At 66.7% G+C, this 21,555-nt stretch carries 20 protein-coding genes; 11 read left to right on the plus strand and 9 right to left on the minus strand.

Annotation, left to right across the window (positions count from 1 at the left end; genetic code table 11):
• On the plus strand, positions 1-686 hold a 686-nt coding region (locus MRY84_RS01560; protein ID WP_291504012.1), incomplete at its 5' end, for a phosphatase PAP2 family protein.
• A 146-nt stretch (positions 687-832) separates the two neighbouring features.
• Here MRY84_RS01560 and urtE read toward each other — a convergent pair.
• The 7 genes from urtE to MRY84_RS01595 form a co-directional block, all read right to left on the minus strand.
• Positions 833-1,537, minus strand: a complete 705-nt coding sequence (gene urtE / locus MRY84_RS01565; RefSeq protein ID WP_291504013.1) for an urea ABC transporter ATP-binding subunit UrtE — start codon at positions 1,535-1,537, stop codon at positions 833-835.
• A gap of 301 nt (positions 1,538-1,838) precedes the next feature.
• Entirely contained in the window at positions 1,839-2,714 is an 876-nt protein-coding gene (gene urtD, locus MRY84_RS01570) for an urea ABC transporter ATP-binding protein UrtD (protein ID WP_291504014.1), read from the minus strand.
• Positions 2,711-3,856, minus strand: a complete 1,146-nt coding sequence (urtC, locus tag MRY84_RS01575; protein WP_291504015.1) for an urea ABC transporter permease subunit UrtC — start codon at positions 3,854-3,856, stop codon at positions 2,711-2,713. The genes urtD and urtC overlap by 4 nt, the downstream gene beginning before the upstream one ends.
• Before the next feature lie 155 nt (positions 3,857-4,011).
• Positions 4,012-5,592: an urea ABC transporter permease subunit UrtB gene (gene urtB / locus MRY84_RS01580; RefSeq protein ID WP_291504016.1), complete on the minus strand. Its 1,581-nt coding sequence runs from the start codon at positions 5,590-5,592 to the stop codon at positions 4,012-4,014.
• 188 nt (positions 5,593-5,780) lie between these two features.
• Positions 5,781-7,052 (minus strand): urea ABC transporter substrate-binding protein, encoded by a 1,272-nt coding sequence (gene urtA, locus MRY84_RS01585; protein ID WP_291504017.1) that lies wholly within the window; start codon positions 7,050-7,052, stop codon positions 5,781-5,783.
• A gap of 388 nt (positions 7,053-7,440) precedes the next feature.
• The gene (locus MRY84_RS01590; RefSeq protein ID WP_291504018.1) at positions 7,441-8,433 is read right to left on the minus strand and encodes a sensor domain-containing diguanylate cyclase; all 993 of its coding nucleotides are present in this window, start codon (positions 8,431-8,433) and stop codon (positions 7,441-7,443) included.
• 60 nt (positions 8,434-8,493) lie between these two features.
• Positions 8,494-9,675, minus strand: coding sequence for a DUF917 family protein (locus tag MRY84_RS01595; RefSeq protein ID WP_291504019.1), 1,182 nt, complete (start codon positions 9,673-9,675; stop codon positions 8,494-8,496).
• Between the two features lie 175 nt (positions 9,676-9,850).
• Between MRY84_RS01595 and MRY84_RS01600 the strand changes: the two genes are divergently transcribed.
• Positions 9,851-10,543 (plus strand): DUF3334 family protein, encoded by a 693-nt coding sequence (locus MRY84_RS01600; protein WP_291504020.1) that lies wholly within the window; start codon positions 9,851-9,853, stop codon positions 10,541-10,543.
• 151 nt (positions 10,544-10,694) lie between these two features.
• Complete coding sequence (locus tag MRY84_RS01605) at positions 10,695-11,021, plus strand: plasmid stabilization protein (RefSeq protein WP_291504021.1); 327 nt, start codon at positions 10,695-10,697, stop codon at positions 11,019-11,021.
• 87 nt (positions 11,022-11,108) lie between these two features.
• On the opposite strand, the gene MRY84_RS01610 is transcribed toward MRY84_RS01605, so the two are convergent.
• Together MRY84_RS01610 and MRY84_RS01615 are read right to left on the minus strand one after the other, a co-directional pair.
• Positions 11,109-12,164, minus strand: a complete 1,056-nt coding sequence (locus tag MRY84_RS01610) for a response regulator (RefSeq protein WP_291504022.1) — start codon at positions 12,162-12,164, stop codon at positions 11,109-11,111.
• Positions 12,161-15,775 (minus strand): ATP-binding protein, encoded by a 3,615-nt coding sequence (locus tag MRY84_RS01615; protein WP_291504031.1) that lies wholly within the window; start codon positions 15,773-15,775, stop codon positions 12,161-12,163. Before MRY84_RS01615 ends, MRY84_RS01610 begins: the two co-directional genes overlap by 4 nt.
• Positions 15,776-16,063: 288 nt before the next feature.
• Between MRY84_RS01615 and MRY84_RS01620 the strand changes: the two genes are divergently transcribed.
• From MRY84_RS01620 to ureG, 8 genes are all read left to right on the plus strand, one after another.
• Complete coding sequence (locus MRY84_RS01620; RefSeq protein ID WP_291504023.1) at positions 16,064-16,366, plus strand: urease subunit gamma; 303 nt, start codon at positions 16,064-16,066, stop codon at positions 16,364-16,366.
• Positions 16,367-16,404: 38 nt separating this feature from the next.
• Positions 16,405-17,019 (plus strand): HupE/UreJ family protein, encoded by a 615-nt coding sequence (locus tag MRY84_RS01625; protein ID WP_291504024.1) that lies wholly within the window; start codon positions 16,405-16,407, stop codon positions 17,017-17,019.
• Between the two features lie 24 nt (positions 17,020-17,043).
• A complete protein-coding gene (locus MRY84_RS01630) occupies positions 17,044-17,349 on the plus strand; it encodes an urease subunit beta (RefSeq protein ID WP_291504025.1) in 306 nt (101 codons plus the stop codon).
• 93 nt (positions 17,350-17,442) lie between these two features.
• A complete protein-coding gene (gene ureC / locus MRY84_RS01635; RefSeq protein WP_291504026.1) occupies positions 17,443-19,161 on the plus strand; it encodes an urease subunit alpha in 1,719 nt (572 codons plus the stop codon).
• A gap of 10 nt (positions 19,162-19,171) precedes the next feature.
• On the plus strand, positions 19,172-19,669 hold the full coding sequence (locus tag MRY84_RS01640) for a GNAT family N-acetyltransferase (RefSeq protein WP_291504027.1): 498 nt from the start codon (positions 19,172-19,174) through the stop codon (positions 19,667-19,669).
• Positions 19,670-19,748: 79 nt separating this feature from the next.
• Positions 19,749-20,375, plus strand: coding sequence for an urease accessory protein UreE (ureE, locus tag MRY84_RS01645; RefSeq protein ID WP_291504028.1), 627 nt, complete (start codon positions 19,749-19,751; stop codon positions 20,373-20,375).
• Positions 20,376-20,386: 11 nt separating this feature from the next.
• Entirely contained in the window at positions 20,387-21,097 is a 711-nt protein-coding gene (locus MRY84_RS01650) for an urease accessory UreF family protein (RefSeq protein ID WP_291504029.1), read from the plus strand.
• A partial coding sequence (gene ureG / locus MRY84_RS01655) for an urease accessory protein UreG (protein WP_291504030.1) occupies positions 21,094-21,555 on the plus strand: 462 nt, incomplete at its 3' end. The genes MRY84_RS01650 and ureG, both read left to right, overlap by 4 nt.

The raw sequence follows: 21,555 nt of genomic DNA on the forward strand, positions 1-21,555 counted from the left end.
GCCGTTTTGTGCCGATAGAAGCCCGCTGGTGGATGCTGGCGGCCATGGCCGCCGCCGGCGGCGCACTGGCGGTCGCCGGCGTGATGCTGGCCGAACTGGCGGAAAGCGGCGCCGAGGGCCCTTGGGGCGTGCTGGACGATGCCTTGGCGACCGGTTTGCGCGCGCAGGCAGACGCCCATGTACTGCGGTGGTTTGCCACGCTCACCCACCTGGGCGACACCTGGGTCTTGACGGCGCTTGCGCTGGCGGTGACAGGCGCCTTGTGGTGGCGCCAGCACCGCCTGCTGGCCACGGGCTGGCTGCTGGCCCTGGCCGGCAACGGGGTGCTGACCAGGATCCTCAAGAACGTGTTTGAACGCGTACGGCCCGAACACACGCATGGCGTTGCCGAGGCTCTGGGCTACAGCTTTCCCAGCGGCCACAGCAGCGCGTCCATGGTGGCCTACGCCATGCTCGCCTACCTGGCCACGCGGCTGCTCCCGCCCCCCTGGCACGCCCCGGCTGCAATGGCCGCAGGCCTGCTCGTCTTCACCACCGGCTGGAGCCGCGTGGTGCTGCACGTGCACTACGCCAGCGATGTGCTGGCGGGATGGCTGCTGGGCGCAACCTGGATGGTGTGCACGGTGGTCATCCTGGAGAGCGCGTCGCGCTGGCGATCGACGCGCTCTACTTTCCTGGTTGACTGATCCTGACAGCAAACCGCAAAAACGGACACGGACCATGCCAGCGGCCACCGCGCAAGGGCCGCCCCGCCGCGCTGGCGGCCTCCACTTCCCGCGCACAGCGCGAGAGAAGGGGGAAGCGACGCAGTCGCTCAGGGGGTTGTCTCTGGCTAGATCGCCACCAAGTTGCGAATGCCCTTGGCTTCCATCTCGCTGCCAGGTCCGCGCGCGATGACCTCACCCCGTTCCATCACCAGGTACTCATCGGCCAACTCCTGCGCAAAGTCGTAGTACTGCTCGCAAAGCAGGATGGCCACCTTCTCGCCGTTCAGGCCCTCGTCGGCCAGCATGCGGATCACGCGGCCGATGTCCTTGATGATGCTCGGCTGGATGCCTTCGGTGGGCTCGTCCAGGATCAAGAGGCGCGGCCCCGGTGCCAGCGCGCGGGCGATGGCCAGCTGCTGCTGCTGGCCGCCCGACAGGTCGCCGCCGCGGCGGTGGAGCATTTGCTTGAGCACGGGGAACAGCTCGTACAGGTGTGGCGGCACGGGCGTGGAGGCACTCTTGTAGGCGAGGCCCATGCGCAGGTTTTCCTCCACGGTGAGGCGGCCGAAGATCTCGCGGCCTTGCGGTACAAAGCCGATGCCGGCACGGGCTCTTTCATACGGAGTGGATTTGTCGATGGGCCGGCCGTCGAAGGAGATGGATCCGCTCTTGATGGGGACCAGACCCATGAGGCTTTTGAGCAGGGTGGTCTTGCCAACGCCGTTGCGACCGAGCAGGACGGTGACCTTGCCGGGGGTGGCGGTGAGGCTCACGTCGCGCAGGATGTGGGAGCCGCCGTAGTACTGGTTGATGTTTTGAACGGTGAGCATATTGGAGCCCTTTTGGCTTCTAGCGCTTGTTTATCAAGCGCTGGCAGCTATGGTTTTGATAGTTATTTGGTTTCGGTCACTCGCGCCCCGATGCTGGGGCTGGGCGTTTCGAAGCCTGGGCGCCTCCCCAACCGTTCGGGCTGAGCCTGTCGAAGCCGGGACACGAAAGCTTGCTCGCCAGTCTGTGCTGCGTGCCTCATTGAAGGCGGGGCGCGGGGCACGTGCCCCGGCATCGTCCAACTCGACCCGGGCGGACAACAGACGTCCGCAAGCTTCAGGAAGCCAGGGCGATCCAACACCATCACCGCCCCAAGTACACCTCAATCACCCGCTCATCCGCCTGCACCTGGTCCAGTGTCCCCTGCGCCAGCACAGCCCCATCGCAAAGCACGGTCACGATCTCGGAAATGGTGCGGATGAACGACATGTCGTGCTCCACCACCATCAGCGAATGCTTGCCCTTCAAGCTCAGGAACAGCTCGGCCGTGCGCGCTGTCTCCTCGTCGGTCATGCCCGCCACCGGCTCGTCCAGCAGCAGCAGCTTGGGGTCCTGCATCAGCAGCATGCCAATCTCCAGCCATTGCTTTTGCCCATGGCTCAGGTTGCCCGCCATGCGCGCCACGCTGTCCGCGAGGTGGATGGTGTGCAGCACCTCGGCCAGGCGGTCCGACTGCGCCGAATCGAGCTTGAAGAACATGCTGGACTTCACGCCCTTGTGGGTCTTCAAGGCCAGCTCCAGGTTCTCGAACACCGTGAGCTGCTCGAACACCGTGGGCTTCTGGAACTTGCGGCCTATCCCCAAGCTCGCGATCTCGGGCTCGTTGTGGCGCAGGAGGTCGATGGTCGATCCGAAGTACACCGTGCCGCTGTCGGGCCGGGTCTTGCCGGTGATGATGTCCATCATCGTGGTCTTGCCTGCGCCGTTCGGGCCGATGATGCAGCGCAGCTCGCCGGGGGCAATATCGAGGCTCAGGTTGTTGATGGCCTTGAAGCCGTCAAAGCTCACGTTCACATCCTCGAGGTACAGGATGCGGCCATGGGCAATGTCCACCTCACCGGGTGTGGCGATGCGCGAGAAACCCGCAGCGCGGCCCCCAGACTCCGTCTGGCCCAGGGCCGCCGGGGCGCTGCGAGACGCGATGCGTCGTGCGCCTTCGTCCATGAGGTCGGGCGTCATGGCGCGGCTCCTTCCGTGCTTTGCTTCTTGGTTTTGTTCCTGTTCGCCAGCTTCTTCACCAGGCCTACCACGCCATCGGGCAGGAACAGCGTCACGGCGATGAACAGCGCGCCCAGAAAGTACAGCCAGAACTCCGGCGCCGTCACGGTGAGCCAGCTCTTGGCGCCGTTGACGATAAAGGCACCGGCGATGGGACCGATCAGCGTGGCGCGCCCGCCCACGGCTGCCCACACGGCGATCTCGATGGAGTTGGCAGCACTCATCTCGCCGGGGTTGATGATGCCGACCTGAGGCACATAGAGCGCCCCGGCTACGCCGCACATCATGGCGCTGATGGTCCAGATGGTGAGCTTGTAGGGCAGCGGCGAGTAGCCCGAGAACATGACCCGGCTTTCCGCGTCGCGCACGGCCTGCAGCACGCGGCCGAACTTGCTGCGCACCAGCCAGCGCGCCAGCAAAAAGAACGCCAGCAGCGTGATGCCCGTCAGCACGAACAGCAACATGCGCATGTTCTGCGTGGCGATGGGCTGGCCCAGGATGCGCTTGAAATCGGTAAAGCCGTTGTTGCCGCCAAAGCCCGTCTCGTTGCGGAAGAACAGTAGCATGGCCGCGTACGTCATGGCCTGGGTGATGATGGAAAAGTACACGCCCTTGATGCGCGAGCGGAACGCAAAGTAGCCGAACACGAAGGCGATCAGCCCCGGCACCGCCACGATGAGGACCAGTGTCGCCACGAAGCTGTCGGACAGTGCCCAGTGCCAGGGCAGCTCCTTCCAGTCGAGGAACACCATGAAGTCCGGCAGGTCGCTTTGGTAGTTGCCGTCCCGGCCGATCTGGCGCATGAGGTACATGCCCATCACATAACCACCGAGCGCAAAGAACAAACCGTGGCCCAGGCTCAGGATGCCGGTGTAGCCCCAGATCAGGTCCATGGCCAGCGCGCAGATGGCATAGCACATGATCTTGCCGAGCAGCGCCACAGCGTAGTCGGACAGGTGCAGCGCGCTGCCGGCCGGCACCCACAGGTTGAGCACCGGCGCCACGGCGCACACCACGATGAGCGCCACGATGAAGGCCGACCAGCCGCTGCGGGTGAGCAGCGGTGCGGGTGCAGGCAATTGGATGGGATTTGGAATGGTCATATCTTTTCAGCGTTCGGCATTGCCCGAGGCCGCAGCCACCGCCACGACACAAGCCAGCAGCCGCCGCGCAAGGGCCGCCCCACCGCGCTGGCGGCGTCCCCCCTCCCACAGGAGAGGGGGGAAGGAGCGAAGCGACACTGGGGGGTGCTCCATAGCTAGTCTGCCGTGCGGCCCTTCACCGCAAAGATGCCCTGCGGCCGCTTCTGGATGAAGATGATGATGAACACCAGCACGGCAATCTTGGCCAGCACGGCGCCCGTCCAGCCCTCGAGGAATTTGCCCAGCACACCCAGGCCCAGCGCGGCGTACACAGTGCCCGCCAACTGGCCCACGCCGCCGAGCACCACCACCATGAACGAATCCACGATGTAGCCCTGGCCCAGGTCGGGGCCCACGTTGCCCACCTGGCTCAAAGCGCAGCCCGCCAGGCCTGCAATGCCGGAGCCGAGCGCAAAGGCATAGGTGTCCACGCGGGCGGTGTTCACGCCCATGCATGAGGCGATGGGCCTGTTCTGCGTGACGCCGCGCACGAACAGGCCGAGGCGCGTCTTGCTGATGAGGAAGGCCACGCCCCCCAGCACCGCCAGCGCAAACGCGACGATGATCACGCGGTTCCAGGGCAGCTGCAGGTTCTCCATGAGCTGCACGCCGCCGCTCATCCATGCGGGGTTTTCCACGCCCACGTTCTGCGCGCCGAACACGGTGCGCACCAGCTGCTGCAGCATCAGGCTGATGCCCCAGGTGGCCAGCAGGGTCTCGAGCGGACGGCCATACAGGAAGCGGATCACGCCGCGCTCCAGCACCGCGCCCATGAGTGCCGACGCCATGAAGGCGGCAGGCACCGCAGCGACCAGGTACCAGTCGAACGCGCCGGGAAAGTAGCGCTGGAACACGCCCTGCATGACGTACGTGGCGTAGGCGCCAATCATCATCAGCTCGCCATGCGCCATGTTGATCACGCCCATCAGGCCATAGGTGATGGCCAGGCCCAGCGCCACCAAGAGCAGGATGGAGCCCAGGCTGATGCCCGAGAACATGGCGGCCAGGCGTTCACCCCACTGCAGGCGGCCTTCGACGGTCTTGAGCGCGGCTTGCAGTGCAGCCTTGACCTTGGGGTCTTCTTCGCTGCGCAGCTGCTCCAGCAGCACGGTGCGGGTGGCTGGGTTGCCGCTGGCGGCCAGGTGCTGCGCGGCGGACAGCCGGTTGGCGGCATCGCTGCTGCTGATGAGGATGCGCGCGCGAATGCTTTCCAGGCGGGTCTTGAGGGCAGCGTCCTGCTCGCCGGCCAGGGCTCTCTCGATGAGCGGCAGCCGGGCCTCGTCCGACTCTTCGCGCAGCGCATCGATGGCCTTGCGGCGCTCTGCCACGTCAGCGGACATGAGCTGCAGCGACGCCAGCGCGGCGTCGAACTCGCCGCGCATGCGGTTGTTGTTGACGATGTCCTCGGCGTCGTCGGGCACGGAAACCTCGGTGGCCGTCACCGGGTCCAGGCCCTTGCCGTCCTTCATGACGATGGCCTTGTCGCCCGCGATCTTCACCGCATCGTCAGCCATGGCGCGGATGAAGGCCACGGTGGCCTCGTCGGGTGTGGCGATGGCCGCCTGCAGCGCGGCGATCCGGTCATCGGTATCGCCCGCCGCCATGGCCCGCGCCGCCTCGGCTGTGAGCGCGTGCGCCTGCACGGCTGCGCACAGCAGCACACAGGCGATCAGGCGAAAAAATAATGAGGCAAACATGAGGGGGCCGGTAGGTCAAAGAAAACAGGCTTGTGCAGCGCGCAGGACCCAGGCCAGGGCCGCCGCGCAAGGGCCGCCAAGCCGCGCATGCGGCGCTTCGCTTACGTGCGCTGGCGGCGTCCCCCCTCCCGAATCGCGCAGCGATTCGGGAGGGGGGATGAAGGCGCGCTAGCGCCTCAGGGGGGTGCTCAGAGCTTGCTCTTGCCGTCCGGCTCGTCCTTCTTCTTGTCGTTGCCTTCGATGTAGGGCGACCATGGCTTGGCCTTCACCGGGCCGGGTGTCTTCCACACCACGTTGAACTGGCCGTCGGCCTTGATCTCGCCGATGAACACGCTCTTGTGCAGGTGGTGGTTCTTCTCGTCCATCTTGGAGACGATGCCCGAGGGCGCCTTGAAGGTCTGGCCGGCCATCGCGGCGATCACCTTGTCCACGTCGGTGCTCTTGGCCTTCTCGACGGCCTGCTTCCACATGTTGATGCCGATGTAGGTGGCTTCCATCGGGTCGTTGGTGAGCGGCTTGTCCTTGTGGCCGGCGATGCCCTTGGCCTTGGCGTAGTCGCTCCACTTCTTGATGAAGGCGGTGTTCTCGGGGCTCTTGATGGACTGGAAGTAGTTCCAGGCGGCCAGGTGGCCCACCAGCGGCTTGGTGTCCACGCCGCGCAGTTCCTCTTCACCCACCGAGAAGGCCACCACTGGCACGTCCTTGGCCTTCAGGCCCGCGTTGCCCAGTTCCTTGTAGAAGGGCACGTTGGAGTCGCCGTTGATGGTGGACACCACGGCCGTCTTGCCGCCCTGGCTGAACTTCTTGATGTCGGCCACGATGGTCTGGTAGTCGCTGTGGCCAAAGGGGGTGTACTTCTCGTCGATGTCGGAGTCCTTCACGCCCTTGGACTTGAGGTAGGCGCGCAGGATCTTGTTGGTGGTGCGGGGGTACACATAGTCGGTGCCCAGCAGCACCCAGCGCTTGGCGCTGCCGCCGTCCTTGCTCATCAGGTAGTCCACCGCGGGGATGGCTTGCTGGTTGGGCGCGGCGCCGGTGTAGAACACGTTCTTGGACAGCTCTTCGCCCTCGTACTGAACGGGGTAGAACAGGAGGCCGTTCATCTCTTCAACCACGGGCAGCACGGACTTGCGGCTCACGCTGGTCCAGCAGCCGAAGATCACCGAGACCTTGTCCTGGCCCAGCAGCTGCTTGGTCTTCTCGGCGAACAGGGGCCAGTTGGAGGCCGGGTCCACCACCACGGGCTCGAGCTTCTTGCCCAGCACGCCGCCCTTGGCATTGATTTCGTCAATGGCCATGAGCACGGTGTCTTTCAACACGGTTTCCGAGATGGCCATGGTGCCCGAGAGGCTGTGCAGGATCCCGACCTTGATGGTGTCCTGTGCATGGGCAGGCAATGCAGACAGGCCGGCGAGCGCGGCGGCGGCCGCGAGGGCCTTGAGGGAATGACGACGTTGCATGTGTGCTTCTCCAGGAGGTGGTGGTGCGTGCAGGAAGAAAAATCCAGTCCATCCGCTGCGCGTGCCCGGTGGCCTGTGTCAGGCCGCCCGGCAACCTCTGCAGCGTTGGAAGGGATTCTGGAGAGCGGCACGCCGTTGCGAAATACGCCGGGTGGCGTACGCGGCGGGCATCTCGCGGCAGCGCAGGCGCCCTGCTCCCGTGCGCTGCGGGGCGCGCAAATGGCAGGGAGCGAAAAGAAGAGAGAGGATCGAAGGTGGCTGCGATCAGCTGGCGGGCCAGGGGCCGCCCAGGCCCGCAGCCAGCTGCTCAGGCACCTGCAGGGCGGTCCCGCCAAGGTGTTGCCCGGAGGGGCGGAGTGCAACTCCGTGCGAGATCTTCAACCGGCGCTCAGGGCAAGTCCGCGCAATACACCGTGTTGCGCCCGGTGCCCTTGGCCTGGTACAGCGCGTGGTCGGCGCGGTTGACCAGGGCTTCAAAACTGTATTCCCTGCCCGGCAACCCGGTGCTCACGCCGATGCTGACCGTGACGGAAAGGTGCACGCCCTCGTCGTTCACGGGTACGCTCATGGAGGCCACTTCGGCGCGCAGCGCCTCCGCAGCGCGCAGCGCGCTGGCGCTGTCCGTCTCGGGCAGCACGATGACGAATTCTTCACCACCAAAACGCGCCACGATGTCCACCCCGCTGCGGCGGCGCGCCGCACACACATTGGCCACGGCGCAAATCATGCGGTCGCCTGAAAAATGGCCCCAGGCATCGTTCACAGCCTTGAAGAAATCGATGTCCACCACCAGCACCGACAGCGGGTGACCAAAACGCTCGGCGCGCTTGCATTCGTTGGCACCCAGTTCCATCAGCGTGCGGCGGTTGCACAGGCCGGTGAGCGAATCCTTGGCAGCAAGCAGCTCCAGTGTGGCGTTGAGCTGCTGCAGCAGCCGGTTTTGCTCGACCAGTTGCTGATTGATTTGCGCGATCTCGTCTTCGCGGCGCTTGCGGTCGTCGATGTTGAACGTCACTCCGATCAGGCGCCGTCCCGGCGTGGCCGTGTGCGTGTCCATGATGCGCCCGTAGTTGGCAAACCACACCCACTCGCCCTGCTTGGACCGCAGGCGGAACTCGCAGCGGTATTGCGGCGTGACGCCCGCGAGGTGATCGGCCACGGCCTGGCGCACCGTGTCGACGTCATCGGGGTGGAAGAGGCCGTAGATGTCCGGCACGGCCGAGGCTATTTCCTCCTCGGTGAAACCCAGCTCGGCAAAGGTCTTGGTGGCCTTGCGGGTGACGGCGCCAGTGACGAGGTCGTTCTCCCACAGGTCCAGACCTGCGGCCTCCAGGGCCAGTGCCAGGCGGTCCTTGTTCAGATTGGCTTCGTCGTCACGCATGAAAAGGCGTACCAGAATGAGCCGCCGCCGGGGCGGTGGCTGCGGGTTTCATCGGGTGGTTTACGCGGCGGGCATGGCCCCCGCATAGCCCAGGTTGCGCAGCAGCGCGACAAACGAGGCCACCACGCCGGGGGTGTTGTACAGCTGCGGCGCGGCGCGCACGGCCAGCACGCTCACGGCCCGCCCGGTGCTGCGGCCCGTCGCTGCGTCGAAGTACAGCGCGAGGTCGTCGCTGGCATTGGAAAAACCCTGGCCCGTGGCCTCGGAGTAGTAGCAGATCGAGTCGGGCGCAAGCACGTCCGGTGCCTGGGCCAGCGACGAATACATGAGCAGGTTTTCGTTGAGGTTGTAAATGGTGTGCGTCTCGGTGCTGAGCGACGGATCCGGGTTGTTGTCCAGCCGGATGATGCCCGTGTCCAGCGACGCGCTGGTGGTGGCCTGGGTGACGCCCGTGATGTAGAAGTTGGTGACCACAGGCCAGCTGCTGCGGCCGGTGAGCATCTGGATGGCTTCGGCCACAGCGCCCGTGGGCGGCGGCACGGCCGCGTTGCGCAGGAATTCACCCAGGCCACGCGCCTGTTCCAGCGTGCCGGGGATATAGCTGCCCGACAGCGCGTAGCCATTGCCCGCATTGGACGGCCACATGGCAATCCCCGAGTAACCGCCGAACCCTCCCACCACGCCGCCCGCCAGCGTCTCCACCTGCGCTGCGGTGGCTGCGCCCAGCACGGCCGACTGCACGTCGGCTGCGGTCTGGGCATCGCTGGCCAACGCGGCGGGGCACGGCGCCAGCTCGGGGTTGCCGGTGAAGGTGGTCTGGGGCAGCTGCGGCACGGCACGGCCGGCACCGTCGCCATTGACCACCCACACCCCGCCTGGGTACAGCGTGGCCCCAATCAGCGGCACCAGCGAATTGATGGGACCGATCTCCACGGGGATGAAGGCGCCCAGCGGCGCACCCGTGGCGCCCTGCAACACCTGCACCGTGTTCTGCACCGACCGGGTGATGGCCGCCAGATTCAATCCCTCCGCCGCATCGGGCGAGCCCATGATGGCCAGCACGCAGGCATTGGTGGCGCCATCGTAGTCCTGCACCGGAATGCTCACCGTGCCCGGCTGGACGGCCAGCTCCCGGAGGATGGCGCAGGCATCGCTGTAGCTGCCACCCCCGCCGCTGGCCAGCACGGCAGCGCCGCTGGCAATGTCCTGCAACTCCCTCAAGCCATAGGTGATAGCCCCCATCGCGCATCCCTCTTGCGAATTGTTACGAGTGGCACGATACGCGAGGCCGGCGCAAAGTCAACCCGAAGCTCCCCCGTGCGGGCGGTACTGGCCGAGCCCCGCGCCATCGCCTATGCTCTGTGGCAAATACCGCGCAATTACCGCAATCCGCCCTTTTTGAAGCAGCCTCCTCGCCATGAGCACCCCCAACGACCACCCCAACGCCACCTACGGCACCGAAGACCTCCTCATCAGCCTGTGCAATTCCGTCACGCGGGTGCTGGGCGTGGCCACGCACAGCCAGATCCACTACTCCGGCATGGTGCAGCGCATCAGCAAGACCTGCCTGCGGCCCGACATCGGCTGCTTCGTGCTCTTCGATGGCGGCTTCTCCGGACTGGTGATCATCAACTTCAGCGGGCAGGCGGCCATGGAGCTGTATGCCAACTACCTGCTGAACATGGGCATGTCCAAAGACGACCTGGTGAGCTCCTACACCTCGGACGAAGTGAGCAACGTGATGGGAGAACTCATGAACCAGGTCGTGGGCGATTTCACCGGCAAGGTGCGGCGCGAGCTGCAGACCCACATCACCCAGAACCAGCCCAAGATGCTGGTTTTGAACAAGCAGGTGCAGCTCTCCGTGGATGCCAATCTCGACAAGCCCGAGGCGCGGCGCGTGACCTTCTACACCAGCAACAACAATATCTTCTACCTGGAACTCGCCATCGACCGCACCGAGTTCATCAAGCTCTACGACTTCGAAGCGCAAGAGGCACCCGACCCGGACGCGCTCATGGCCCAGTCGCAGGCCGCGCCTCCCGTGCCTGCGCCACCGCCTGCGGGCGATGACGACACCGATGCGCTGCTGAAGTCGCTGGGGATGTAACCCCCGCAAGCAGCTGCTCGGGGCGCTTTCCGCAGGGCGTCGGCTGGCGGCGCGGGGCTTGTCCTACACCCGCCTGCGGGCTGTGCCGACCACCATGCCGAGGGGCATGCCTAAGCTGAAAGGCATTGTGATTCCACCAAGGAGCCCCCCCATGCCCCAGGCCCAATGGAGCGCCAAGCGCGAACGCCAGTACGAACACATCAAGAGCAGCCTGAAGCAGCGCGGCAAAAGCACCGATACGGCCGAGGAGATCGCCGCGCGCACTGTCAACAAGGAACGTGCCCAACACGGCGAAAGCAAGACCGCCAACCCCAAGACCTTGCACGACACGCCAGCGCCCGTGCGCGGCGGAAAGCGGTCGCACCAGGGCGCACAGGGGCGCACCCGCGAGCAGCTGTACGAGGAGGCCCGGCGCAAGGGCATTGCAGGCCGGTCGAAGATGAACAAGGCCGAGTTGGAGAGGGCCGTTGGGCGCTGAGCGTGGGCTCCTGATTAGCTATCAAAAATGTAGCTTCGCGCGCTTTCTGGTCAAGCGCTGGGGGCCTATCTGGCTCAAAGTCTGCATTCATCCCTCCCATTGGGGATGCAGCTGGCGGATGCGGTTCATCGCCATCGCCGCCGCTGCCGTGCGCGTCTCCACGCCCAGCTTGGCAAACACGCGCTCCAGATGTTTTTTGACGGTGGCGGGGCTGGCGCCCAGGATGTCGCCGATGTCGCGGTTGATCTTGCCCTTGACCACCCAGTAGAGCACCTCGGCCTCGCGGGCGGTGAGCTTGAAGGACAGGCTCATCGATTCAATGATCTTGGCGTCCGACACCTCGCGCATGACGATGAGCCAGTCGCCCCCGCCAGCGCTGTCGCCCGCCTGCTGGTGCAGCCGGAAGGTGAGGCGGCGGGCGCCCTGCTCCACAGCCAGGCGGGGAGGCTCGGCCAGCGATGCTGCCAGCAGCTCGGCAGCGTTTTCAGCCAGTACATGGCGGCGCAGCCACACTTGCACGGGCTCGGGCGCCCACTGGCCGAAGGTCGCAGGCGCCCCTTGAGGGCCACCCTCGCCAAAGTAGCTTTGCAACAATTCCCGCGCCAGCGGGGTCTGCCACACGATGCGCCCGTCGACGGCCCGCACGGTGATGCTGGCGTAGCCGAACGCGTCCAGCGCGTTGCGCGCCTCGCGGGCCTGCAGGGCGTCCTGCCGCGCCTTGCGGGCCGCGCCCAGGTGCACCTGCATGCGGGCCATCACCTCGCGCGGCTTGATGGGCTTGGTGACATAGTCGATGCCACCGGCCTCGAGCGCGGCCACCAGGTGCTCAGTCTCCGTCAGGCCTGTCATGAAGATGATGGGGATATGGGCCGTGGCGGGCATGGCCTTCAGGCGCCTTGCCACCTCGAAGCCATCCATTCCGGGCATCATCGCGTCCAGCAGCACGATGTCGGGCAGAGCCTGCGCGGCGCGCTGCAAGGCCGCCTCGCCGTGGGTGGCCACCAGCACGGTGTAGCCGGATTCGTCCAGCGCGTCGTGCAGCACGGCCAGGTTGTCGGGCACGTCGTCCACGATGAGCACCACATCGCTGCTGCGGTCCAGCAGCATCGGTGAAGTGTTGGCGGCGGCGGTGGAGGCATTCATGGCGTGGCGTGCTCGAGGATCTGGCCCAGGGCTTCAAACTGAAACTGCTGCGCCAGCGGGCGCACGCGGTGCACGAAGGCGGCATGTTCGGGGTGCTGGCGCTCGATGTCGGCCAGGGCGTTGAGGATGCCCCGGTAGTAGCCCAGCGCGACGGACTGCGCGAGCTCGGCCACCACGGTGGTGGGCGGGCAGGCCACGCCGGGAAGGGCCAAGGGTGCCTGCGCAACGGGCGAGGCGACCGTGGCGCGTTCTGGCGGTGCCGCGGACAACAGAGGCAGCCCTTCGGCGGCGGTGACGTTGCCCCCCTCCTCCACCCACACCAGTTCCAGCCGCCGCTCCAGCCAGTCCAGCAGCTCGCTGTGGCGCACCGGCTTGACGATGAAGTCCTCGGGGCGGATGCCCGCGTCGTTGTCCAGGGTCTTATCAAAAGCGTTGGCCGACACCACCGCGATGCAGACGCCGGGCGTGCCCTCGCCGTCGGCCCCTTCCTGCGCGGCCCAGCCCTGGGCGCGGATGCGGCGGATCGTCTCCCACCCGTCGATGCCGGGCATGGCCAGGTCCATGAAGATGGCGTGGGGCCGGTAGCCAGCGGCCAGCAGGTCCAGCGCGTCGTGGCCGCTGGCGGCCTGGCGCAGCTCGAATCCCAAGGGCTCCAGCAGCTGGCGCAGCAGTTCGCGGTCGGGCTCTTCGTTGTCCACCACCAGGATGCGGCGGCGCTCGCCCGCGTAGCCGGTGCGCGCCTTGGCGGGTCGCGCGGCGGCGGGCGCTGCTCCCGCATGGCCCAGCGCCTCGGCATGCACCTCGGGCAGGAAGAGCTTGACATGGAACACCGACCCGGCGCCGGGCGTGCTGGTCACCGTGAGCTCGCCCCCCATCAGCGCGGTGAGCATCTTGGCAATGGTGAGGCCCAGGCCCGCGCCGGGTGCGGCCTGGCTGCTGTTGGTGGTGTGCGCGCCGCCCCGCGCAAAGGGCTCAAAGATGCGCTCGATCTCGCCCGGCGTGAGGCCGGGGCCCGTGTCCTGCACGTCGATGCGCGCCATCTCGCGCGCATAGCGCACGCGCAGCGTGACGGTGCCCTGGGCGGTGAACTTGATGGCGTTGCCCAGCAGGTTGATGAGGATCTGCCGCAGGCGCTGTTCGTCAGCGCGCACCACCTCGGGAATCACGCCCTGCACGTCGAACTGGAAAGCCAGGCCCTTGGCGGCGGCCTGCAGCTCGAACAGGCCCGCGATCTCGTGCAGCCCGTCGGCAAAGCGCATGGGAGCGACGTCCAGCTTGAGCTTGCCGGACTCGATGCGCGCGATGTCCAGCGTACCCTCGATGAGCGACAGCAGGTGCTCGCCGCCGCGCCGGATCACGTGCACGGCCTGCTTGCGGTGCGGGGGCACGCTGGCATCCTCGCCCATCAGCTGCGCATAGCCCAGGATGGAGTTGAGCGGCGTGCGGATCTCGTGGCTGATGGCGCTGATGTAGCGGCTCTTGGCCTGGTTGGCCTGCTCTGCGGCCTGCTGCGCCTGCTCGGCCACGCGGCGCGCGGTCTGCAGGGCCTCGTCGGTCTGGCGGTGCAGTTCGATCTCGCGCATGAGCAGGCCCGTCTGGCGGTTGGACTCTTCCTGCGCCACCTGGCGGCTCTTGTGCGCCAGCACAAGCCACCAGGCCACGATGCCGGAGATGACCAGCAGCGCCAGATAGGCCTTGAGCAGGCCCGAGCGCAAGGCCACTTCGGGCGCAGCCATCACCTCGGTGTCGGTCGCCGCCTGCGCGATGGTGTTGAGCTCCTGGTGGTACAGCATGCCCATCACCGAGGCCAGCAGCGGCGCGATCACCAGCATCAGCAGCAGGAAGTGGCCAAGCCCCGTGTCCAGATAGCGCCAGATCGCGCGCGGCAGCACCCAGCGCAGCGCGGCCGACCACTGCACGGCCATGCTCGCGTGCGGCTTGCACAGGTCGCCGCAGCGCGCATCCAGCGTGCAGCACAGCGAGCAGATGGCGCCGCGGTAGGCGGGGCACTGGGCCATGTCGGGCGCCTCGTATTCGCGCTCGCAGATCACGCAACGCTGCACCGCGGTGAGGCGCTGGTAGCTGCCCAGGTCCGCCGCCCGAGCGCCGGGCACGGGGCCGCTCATGGGCACGGCCACGGGCTCGCTGCTTTGGCGTGCGATGTAGTACTTGCCCTGCGTGGCCCAGGCGATCAGCGGTGCAGTCACAAACGACACCGCCATGGCGATCACCGCCGAAAACGCCTGCGGCAACGGCCCGAACAGGCCCAGGTGCGCGCTGATGGAAACCACCGAGGCCAGCGCCATGGCGCCCACGCCCACGGGGTTGATGTCGTACAGGTGCGCGCGCTTGAACTCGATGCCCTTGGGCGACAGGCCGAGCGGCTTGTTGATGACGAGGTCCGCCACCACGGCCATGATCCAGGCGATGGCGATGTTGGAGTACAGCCCCAGCACCTCGCCCATGGCGCGGAACACGTTCATCTCCATCAGCATGAAGGCGATCAGCGTGTTGAACACCACCCACACCACCCGCCCCGGGTGGCTGTGCGTGAGGCGCGAGAAGAAGTTGGACCAGGCCAGCGATCCCGCGTAGGCGTTGGTCACGTTGATCTTCATCTGCGACACCACCACGAACAGCGCCGTGGCCGCCACCGCCCAGCCGTAGTGCGGGAACACGTATTCATACGCCACCAGGTACATCTGGTTCGGGTCCACCGCGCGGTCCGCCGGCACCATGTGGGTGAGTGCCAGCCAGGCCAGCAGTGCGCCGCCAAGCATCTTGAGCACCCCCAGCACCACCCAGCCCGGCCCGCCCACCAGCACGCCCAGCCACCAGCGCCCGCGCGTGGTGGCGGTGCGGGCGGGCATGAAACGCAGGTAGTCGGCCTGCTCCCCCATCTGGGTAATGAGCGCAATGCCCACGGTGAGCGCCGCACCAAACAGGGGCAACTGGAATGTGGCGCCGCGCGTTGATTCACCACCATAGTGCACCACCCCGGCAAACGCACCAGGATCGCGCATCAGCACGTAGCCAAACGGCACCACCAGCATCACCAGCCACAGCGGCTGCGTCCACACCTGCAGCCGGCTGATGGCCGATACGCCGTGCGTGACGAGCGGAATCACCACAATGGCGCAGAGCAGGTAGCCCCAGGTGGGCGGGATGTCGAGCGCCAGCTCCAGCGCGTAGGCCATCACCGCAGCCTCCAGCGCGAAGAAGATGAAAGTGAAGCTCGCGTAGATCAGCGAGGTGAGCGTGGAGCCGATGTAGCCAAAACCCGCGCCGCGCGTGAGCAAATCCATGTCCACGCCGTAGCGGGCGGCGTACACGCTGATGGGCAGCCCCGCCAGAAAGATGATGAGCCCCGTGGCCACGATGGCCCAGAAGGCGTTGATGAAGCCGTACTGCACCAGCAGCGTGGCACCCACGGCTTCGAGGATCAGGAACGACGCTGCGCCAAACGCCGTGTTGGCTACACGCCATTCGGACCACTTGCGAAAGCGCTGCGGCGTGTAGCGCAGCGCGTAGTCCTCCATGGTCTCGGTGGCCACCCAGCTGTTGTAGTCGCGCCGCACCTTGACGACCTGCTGCGGGGCCTGCGCGCCCATGCCCGGCTGCGCGGCCTCCGGTGGCACCTGTGCGGAGGGCGGGAGGGCGGAGGTGGACGGGGTCATGGGCGCGGCGGGTTTAACCAGCCTGGCGGTGCAGTTTCCATGCCACCGCGCCGCACGGCCTGCGCCCTCTGGCGTATGGCCGGGCATGGGCCTTGCTGACTATGATGGTTCGCGCGCTCAGCCACACATTGACATTGAGTGAAACGACATGGAACTGACTCCTCGCGTTCGGCCGCGTCAGCGGCCGGGCGAGCTAATAACCCCAGCATGGAGTGAAACGGAATGGAACTGACTCCTCGCGAAAAAGACAAGCTCCTCATCTTCACCGCCGCCCTGCTGGCCGAGCGCCGCAAGGCCCGGGGCCTGAAGCTCAACTACCCCGAGGCCGTGGCCCTGATCAGCGCCGCTGTGATGGAGGGCGCGCGCGACGGCAAGACCGTGGCGCAGCTCATGAGCGAAGGCCGTGCGGTGCTCACGCGTGACGACGTGATGGACGGCATTCCCGAGATGATCCCGGACATCCAGGTCGAGGCGACGTTTCCCGATGGCACCAAGCTGGTCACCGTGCATCAGCCGATCGTCTGACCCCTTTCCTACCCCCCCTTTTCTCTGTGGAGCCCCCAATGCGCATCGCACTCTCGCACCGCCACACAGCCTCTCTTTTTTTTATAGCTGCCAGCGCCATCAGCACAAGCGCCAGCGCCCATACTGGCGCTGAAGCCCACCTCCACAACAGCTTTCTGAGCGGCTTTGCGCACCCACTCTTTGGCCTGGACCACCTGGCCGCCATGGTGGCCGTGGGCCTGTGGAGCGCGCTGTCCGCCCGCAGCGCCGGGCGTGACCTGCTGTGGGGCCCCGTGGGCTTTGCGGCCATGCTGCTGGTGGGCGCCGTGCTGGGCCTGCAGGGTGTGGCGCTGCCTGCGGTGGAGCCCATGATTGCCGCGTCGCTGCTGGTCACGGGCCTGCTGGTCGTGTCGCGCCTGCAGGTGCCCGGGCTGGTGGCTGCGCTGGGGGTGGGCGTGTTCGCTGTCTTCCATGGTGTGGCCCATGGCTACGAGCTGGCGGGCGATGCCAACGCCTGGCAGACCCTGGCCGGCATGCTGACCGCCACCGTGCTGCTGCATGGCGGGGGCCTGGCTGCGGGCTGGGCCCTGCGGCAGCGCGCCGTATGGCTGAGCCGCACCGCTGGCATGGCCGTGGCGCTGATGGGTGGCGCCCTGCTGGCGCAGATGGCCTAAGCCCCTTCCAGCAGGAGCCCCTCCATGATCCCCGGCGAACTTCTCACCGACCCCGGCGAGCACACGCTCAACACCGGCCGCCGCACCCTCACGCTGGTGGTGCGTAACACCGGCGACCGGCCCATCCAGATCGGCTCGCACTACCACTTTGCCGAGACCAACAACGCCCTGGGCTTTGACCGCGCCGCCGCGCGCGGCATGCGGCTGAACATCGCCTCGGGCACCGCCGTGCGCTTTGAGCCCGGGCAGGAGCGCACCGTGGAGCTGGTGGATTACGCGGGCGACCGCACGGTGTACGGCTTCCAGGGCCTGACGCAGGGCGCGTTGTAGATCGTTTTTAGTGAAATTGGCTCCTAGCGCTTGCTGGACAAGCGCAAGCAGCTATCAAAAAAATAGTACCCAGTTCTAGCGGAGCACCCCACCATGGCAACGATTGGACGACGCGCCTATGCCGAAATGTTCGGCCCCACCGTGGGCGACCGCCTGCGCCTGGCCGACACCGAACTGGTCCTGGAAGTCGAAGCCGACCACACCCTGCGCGCCGGCAGCTATGGCGAAGAGGTGAAGTTTGGCGGCGGCAAGACCATCCGTGACGGCATGGCGCAAAGCCAGCGCAGCAACGCCCAAGGTGCGGTGGACACCGTGCTGACCAACGCCCTGGTGGTGGACCACACCGGCATCTTCAAGGCCGACATCGGATTGCGCGCAGGCCGCATCGCCGCCATCGGCAAGGCCGGCAACCCGGACACGCAGCCCGGGGTGGACATCATCATCGGCCCCGGCACCGAGGTCATCAGCTGCGAGGGCAACATCGTCACCGCAGGCGGCATCGACAGCCACATCCACTACATCTGCCCGCAGCAGATCGAAGAGGCCCTGGCCAGCGGCGTGACCACCATGCTGGGTGGCGGCACGGGCCCGGCCACGGGCACGCTGGCCACCACCTGCACGTCGGGCCCGTTCAACATGGAACGCATGCTGCAGGCGGCCGATGCCTTCCCCATGAACCTGGGCTTTCTCGGCAAGGGCAACGCCAGCCTGCCCGAGGCGCTGCACGAGCAGATCGACGCAGGCGCCATCGGCCTCAAGCTCCACGAAGACTGGGGCACCACGCCTTCGGCCATCAGCAACTGCCTGGACGTGGCCGAAGCCACCGACACCCAGGTCGCCATCCACTCCGACACGCTCAACGAATCCGGCTTTGTGGAGAACACCATTGCCGCCGTGGGCGGGCGCGGCATCTGCGCCTTCCACACCGAAGGCGCGGGTGGCGGGCACGCGCCGGACATCTTGCGCGTGGTGGGCGAGGCCAACTTCCTGCCCAGCTCCACCAACCCCACCATGCCGTACACGCACAACACGCTGGACGAGCACGTGGACATGCTCATGGTGTGCCACCACCTGGACGCCAGCATTGCCGAAGACCTGGCCTTTGCCGAAAGCCGCATCCGCAAGGAGACCATCGCGGCCGAGGACATCCTGCACGACCTGGGCGCCATCAGCATGATGAGCAGCGACAGCCAGGCCATGGGCCGCGTGGGCGAGGTCATCCTGCGCACTTGGCAGACGGCGCACAAGATGAAAGTGCAGCGTGGCAGCCTGCAGGGGGACACCGCCCGCAACGACAACACGCGCATCAAGCGCTACGTGGCCAAGTACACCATCAACCCCGCCATTGCCCACGGCATCAGCCACGAGGTGGGCTCGCTGGAGGTGGGCAAGTGGGCCGACATCGTGATCTGGAAGCCCGCGTTCTTCGGCGTGAAGCCCGCGCTCATCCTCAAAGGCGGCCTGATCGCCATGGCCGCCATGGGCGACCCGAACGCCTCCATCCCCACGCCCCAGCCTGTGCACTACCGGCCCATGTTCGGCGCGTTTGGCGGGGCCATTGCCAAGACCTCGCTCACCTTTGTGTCGCAGGCCGGGCTGAACGCAGGCGTTGGCGAACGCTTCGGCCTGCGCAAACAGCTCAGCGCCGTGCGCAACATCCGCGGCGTGCGCAAGCAGCACATGGTGCACAACAGCTACACGCCCAAGATGGAGGTGGACGCACAAACCTACACCGTGCGCGCCGACGGGCAGCTGCTGACCTGCGAACCCGCCACCGTGCTGCCCATGGCGCAGCGGTATTTCCTGTTCTGACATCGCCACCATGAGCCCGTTGCTAGACAGCCTCTCCATCCGCCTGGACGACTTGAGTGATCCGCGCATCGCCGCCTTCATGGAAGAGCATCTGCAGGACATGCGCGCCACCTCGCCGCCCGAGAGCGTGCACGCACTGGACATGGACCAGCTGCGCCGGCCCGGAATCCGCTTCTGGACGGCGTGGCTGGCGGACGACAACGAGCCTGCACCCGGGCGGCTGGTGGGCACGGGCGCCCTCAAGCACCTGAGTGCCGAGCACGCCGAACTCAAATCCATGCGCAGCGCCGGGTCGGTACGCGGCCTCGGCGTGGGCCGCGCCATCCTCGAACACATCCTGGGCCAGGCCGTCGACCTGGGCTACCAGCGCGTCAGCCTGGAGACCGGCAGCCAGCCATTTTTTGAACCGGCCTACCAGCTGTACCGCCGCTACGGTTTTACCGACTGCGATCCGTTCGGCAGCTATGTACCGGACCCCCACAGCCGCTTCATGACACGGGTGCTTTGAACGCCCCGCGCAGCCGCGCCGCGCCTCAGGCGGACAATGCCGCTTTCGCCTCCGTGACGCAACGTCCCCAGCTACTTCCATGATTCAAGTTTCCAAACTCCTCCCCCAAGGCCAGGGCCTCGCCCCCGTGCTGCTCAAGCGCGCCCCTACCATCGAACTCGACTGGGACGTGCGCCAGAAAAGCCGCTTTGCCGCCACCGACTCGGCCGGCCGCGAACTGGGCATCTTCCTGCCCCGTGGCACCTTGGTACGCGGCGGCGACGTGCTGGTGGCCGAGGACGGCTCGCTGGTGCGGGTCGTGGCCGCCCCGCAGCCCGTGCTGGTCATCACGCCCTGCGCCACGCACGGCACGCCTTTCGATCTGACCCGCGCCGCCTACCACCTTGGCAACCGCCACGTGCCCATCGAACTGCAGCCTGACCACCTCAAGATCGAACCCGACCATGTGCTGGCAGACATGCTGCGCGCCATGCACCTCATCGTGACGGAGCAGAACCTGCCGTTCGAACCCGAAGGCGGGGCCTATGCGGCGGGACACGGTGGCGGGCACCACCATCATGGTGGGCATGACCACGGACATGACCATGGGCACGATCACAGCCACGCAGCAGCAAACACCGCAGCCCCGGGCCGCGGGCGCACCGTGTCCATCCCCGTGGTGGCCCAGGGGCATGTGCACGGCCCCCACTGCAACCACGACCACTGACCCTCCGCGCCATGCGCCTGGACCGCCCCGCGCCCCTGCCCGCCGCCAGCTTCCTGCAGCTGATGTGGCTCGCCTCCCCCGCGCTGCCCGTAGGCGGGTTCTCGTATTCCGAAGGGCTGGAAAGCGCCATTGAAAACGCGGGCCTGGACAGCGAAACCGCCGTGGGCGACTGGCTGCTGGACCAACTCCACATCACCCAGGCGCGCGGCGACATGGCGCTCATCGCCAAGGCCTTGGGGGCGTGGCGACGCGACGACCTGCTGCACGTGAAAGAGCTGAACGACTGGGTGCTGCACACCCGCGAAACCAGCGAGCTGCGGCTGCAGACCGAGCAGATGGGCCGGTCGATGGCCGACTGGCTGCGCAACCAGCACCAAGGCGACGAAGCCATCATGCCCGCCATCCACCACCTGGCCGCCCTGCCCCCCACCTACCCCGTGGCCTTTGCCCTGGCCGCGTCCACTACCCAAGCCCCCGTGCGTGATGTGCTGCTGGCCTATGCCTTTGGCTGGGCCGAAAACATGGTGCAGGCCGCACTCAAGTCCATGCAGTTGGGCCAAAGCGCGGGCCAGCGCATCCTGGCGCGACTGGCCGGCGCCATCCCTGCCGCCGCCGACCACGCCGCAGGCCTCATGGACAGCGAGCGCCAGGCCTTTTCTCCCATGCTCGCCATCCTCTCGGCGCAGCATGAAACCCAGTACTCCCGCCTCTTCCGATCATGACGATGCCCACCACCAGCGCACTGCACCACATCCCAAACCACACCAAGAATCTGCCCCCTCTGCGCGTGGGCATTGGCGGCCCCGTCGGCTCCGGCAAGACCACCTTGCTCGAAATGCTGTGCAAGGCCATGCGCGATGACTACGACCTCGTGGCCATCACCAACGACATCTACACCAAGGAAGACCAGCGCCTGCTTACCGTGAGCGGCGCGCTGCCGCCCGAGCGCATCCTGGGCGTGGAAACCGGCGGCTGCCCCCACACCGCCATCCGCGAAGACTGCTCCATCAACCTGGAGGCCATCGACCGCATGCTGGGCGATTTCCCCAACGCCGACATCGTCTTCGTGGAAAGCGGCGGCGACAACCTGGCCGCCACCTTCAGCCCCGAGCTGTCCGACTTGACCATCTACGTCATCGACGTGGCCGCAGGCGAGAAGATCCCGCGAAAGGGTGGCCCC

Source organism: Acidovorax sp., assembly GCF_022763525.1.
Classification (GTDB): Bacteria; Pseudomonadota; Gammaproteobacteria; order Burkholderiales; family Burkholderiaceae_C; genus Acidovorax.

Bases quoted from the DNA above. Each gene is read 5' to 3' on its own strand.
- urtE (WP_291504013.1), bottom strand. From the start codon at position 1,537: ATGCTCACCGTTCAAAACATCAACCAGTACTACGGCGGCTCCCACATC.
- urtD (WP_291504014.1), bottom strand. From the start codon at position 2,714: ATGACGCCCGACCTCATGGACGAAGGCGCACGACGCATCGCGTCTCGC.
- urtC (WP_291504015.1), bottom strand. From the start codon at position 3,856: ATGACCATTCCAAATCCCATCCAATTGCCTGCACCCGCACCGCTGCTC.
- urtB (WP_291504016.1), bottom strand. From the start codon at position 5,592: ATGTTTGCCTCATTATTTTTTCGCCTGATCGCCTGTGTGCTGCTGTGC.
- urtA (WP_291504017.1), bottom strand. From the start codon at position 7,052: ATGCAACGTCGTCATTCCCTCAAGGCCCTCGCGGCCGCCGCCGCGCTC.
- MRY84_RS01590 (WP_291504018.1), bottom strand. From the start codon at position 8,433: ATGCGTGACGACGAAGCCAATCTGAACAAGGACCGCCTGGCACTGGCC.
- MRY84_RS01595 (WP_291504019.1), bottom strand. From the start codon at position 9,675: ATGGGGGCTATCACCTATGGCTTGAGGGAGTTGCAGGACATTGCCAGC.
- MRY84_RS01600 (WP_291504020.1), top strand. From the start codon at position 9,851: ATGAGCACCCCCAACGACCACCCCAACGCCACCTACGGCACCGAAGAC.
- MRY84_RS01605 (WP_291504021.1), top strand. From the start codon at position 10,695: ATGCCCCAGGCCCAATGGAGCGCCAAGCGCGAACGCCAGTACGAACAC.
- MRY84_RS01610 (WP_291504022.1), bottom strand. From the start codon at position 12,164: ATGAATGCCTCCACCGCCGCCGCCAACACTTCACCGATGCTGCTGGAC.
- MRY84_RS01615 (WP_291504031.1), bottom strand. From the start codon at position 15,775: ATGGGCGCGCAGGCCCCGCAGCAGGTCGTCAAGGTGCGGCGCGACTAC.
- MRY84_RS01620 (WP_291504023.1), top strand. From the start codon at position 16,064: ATGGAACTGACTCCTCGCGAAAAAGACAAGCTCCTCATCTTCACCGCC.
- MRY84_RS01625 (WP_291504024.1), top strand. From the start codon at position 16,405: ATGCGCATCGCACTCTCGCACCGCCACACAGCCTCTCTTTTTTTTATA.
- MRY84_RS01630 (WP_291504025.1), top strand. From the start codon at position 17,044: ATGATCCCCGGCGAACTTCTCACCGACCCCGGCGAGCACACGCTCAAC.
- ureC (WP_291504026.1), top strand. From the start codon at position 17,443: ATGGCAACGATTGGACGACGCGCCTATGCCGAAATGTTCGGCCCCACC.
- MRY84_RS01640 (WP_291504027.1), top strand. From the start codon at position 19,172: ATGAGCCCGTTGCTAGACAGCCTCTCCATCCGCCTGGACGACTTGAGT.
- ureE (WP_291504028.1), top strand. From the start codon at position 19,749: ATGATTCAAGTTTCCAAACTCCTCCCCCAAGGCCAGGGCCTCGCCCCC.
- MRY84_RS01650 (WP_291504029.1), top strand. From the start codon at position 20,387: ATGCGCCTGGACCGCCCCGCGCCCCTGCCCGCCGCCAGCTTCCTGCAG.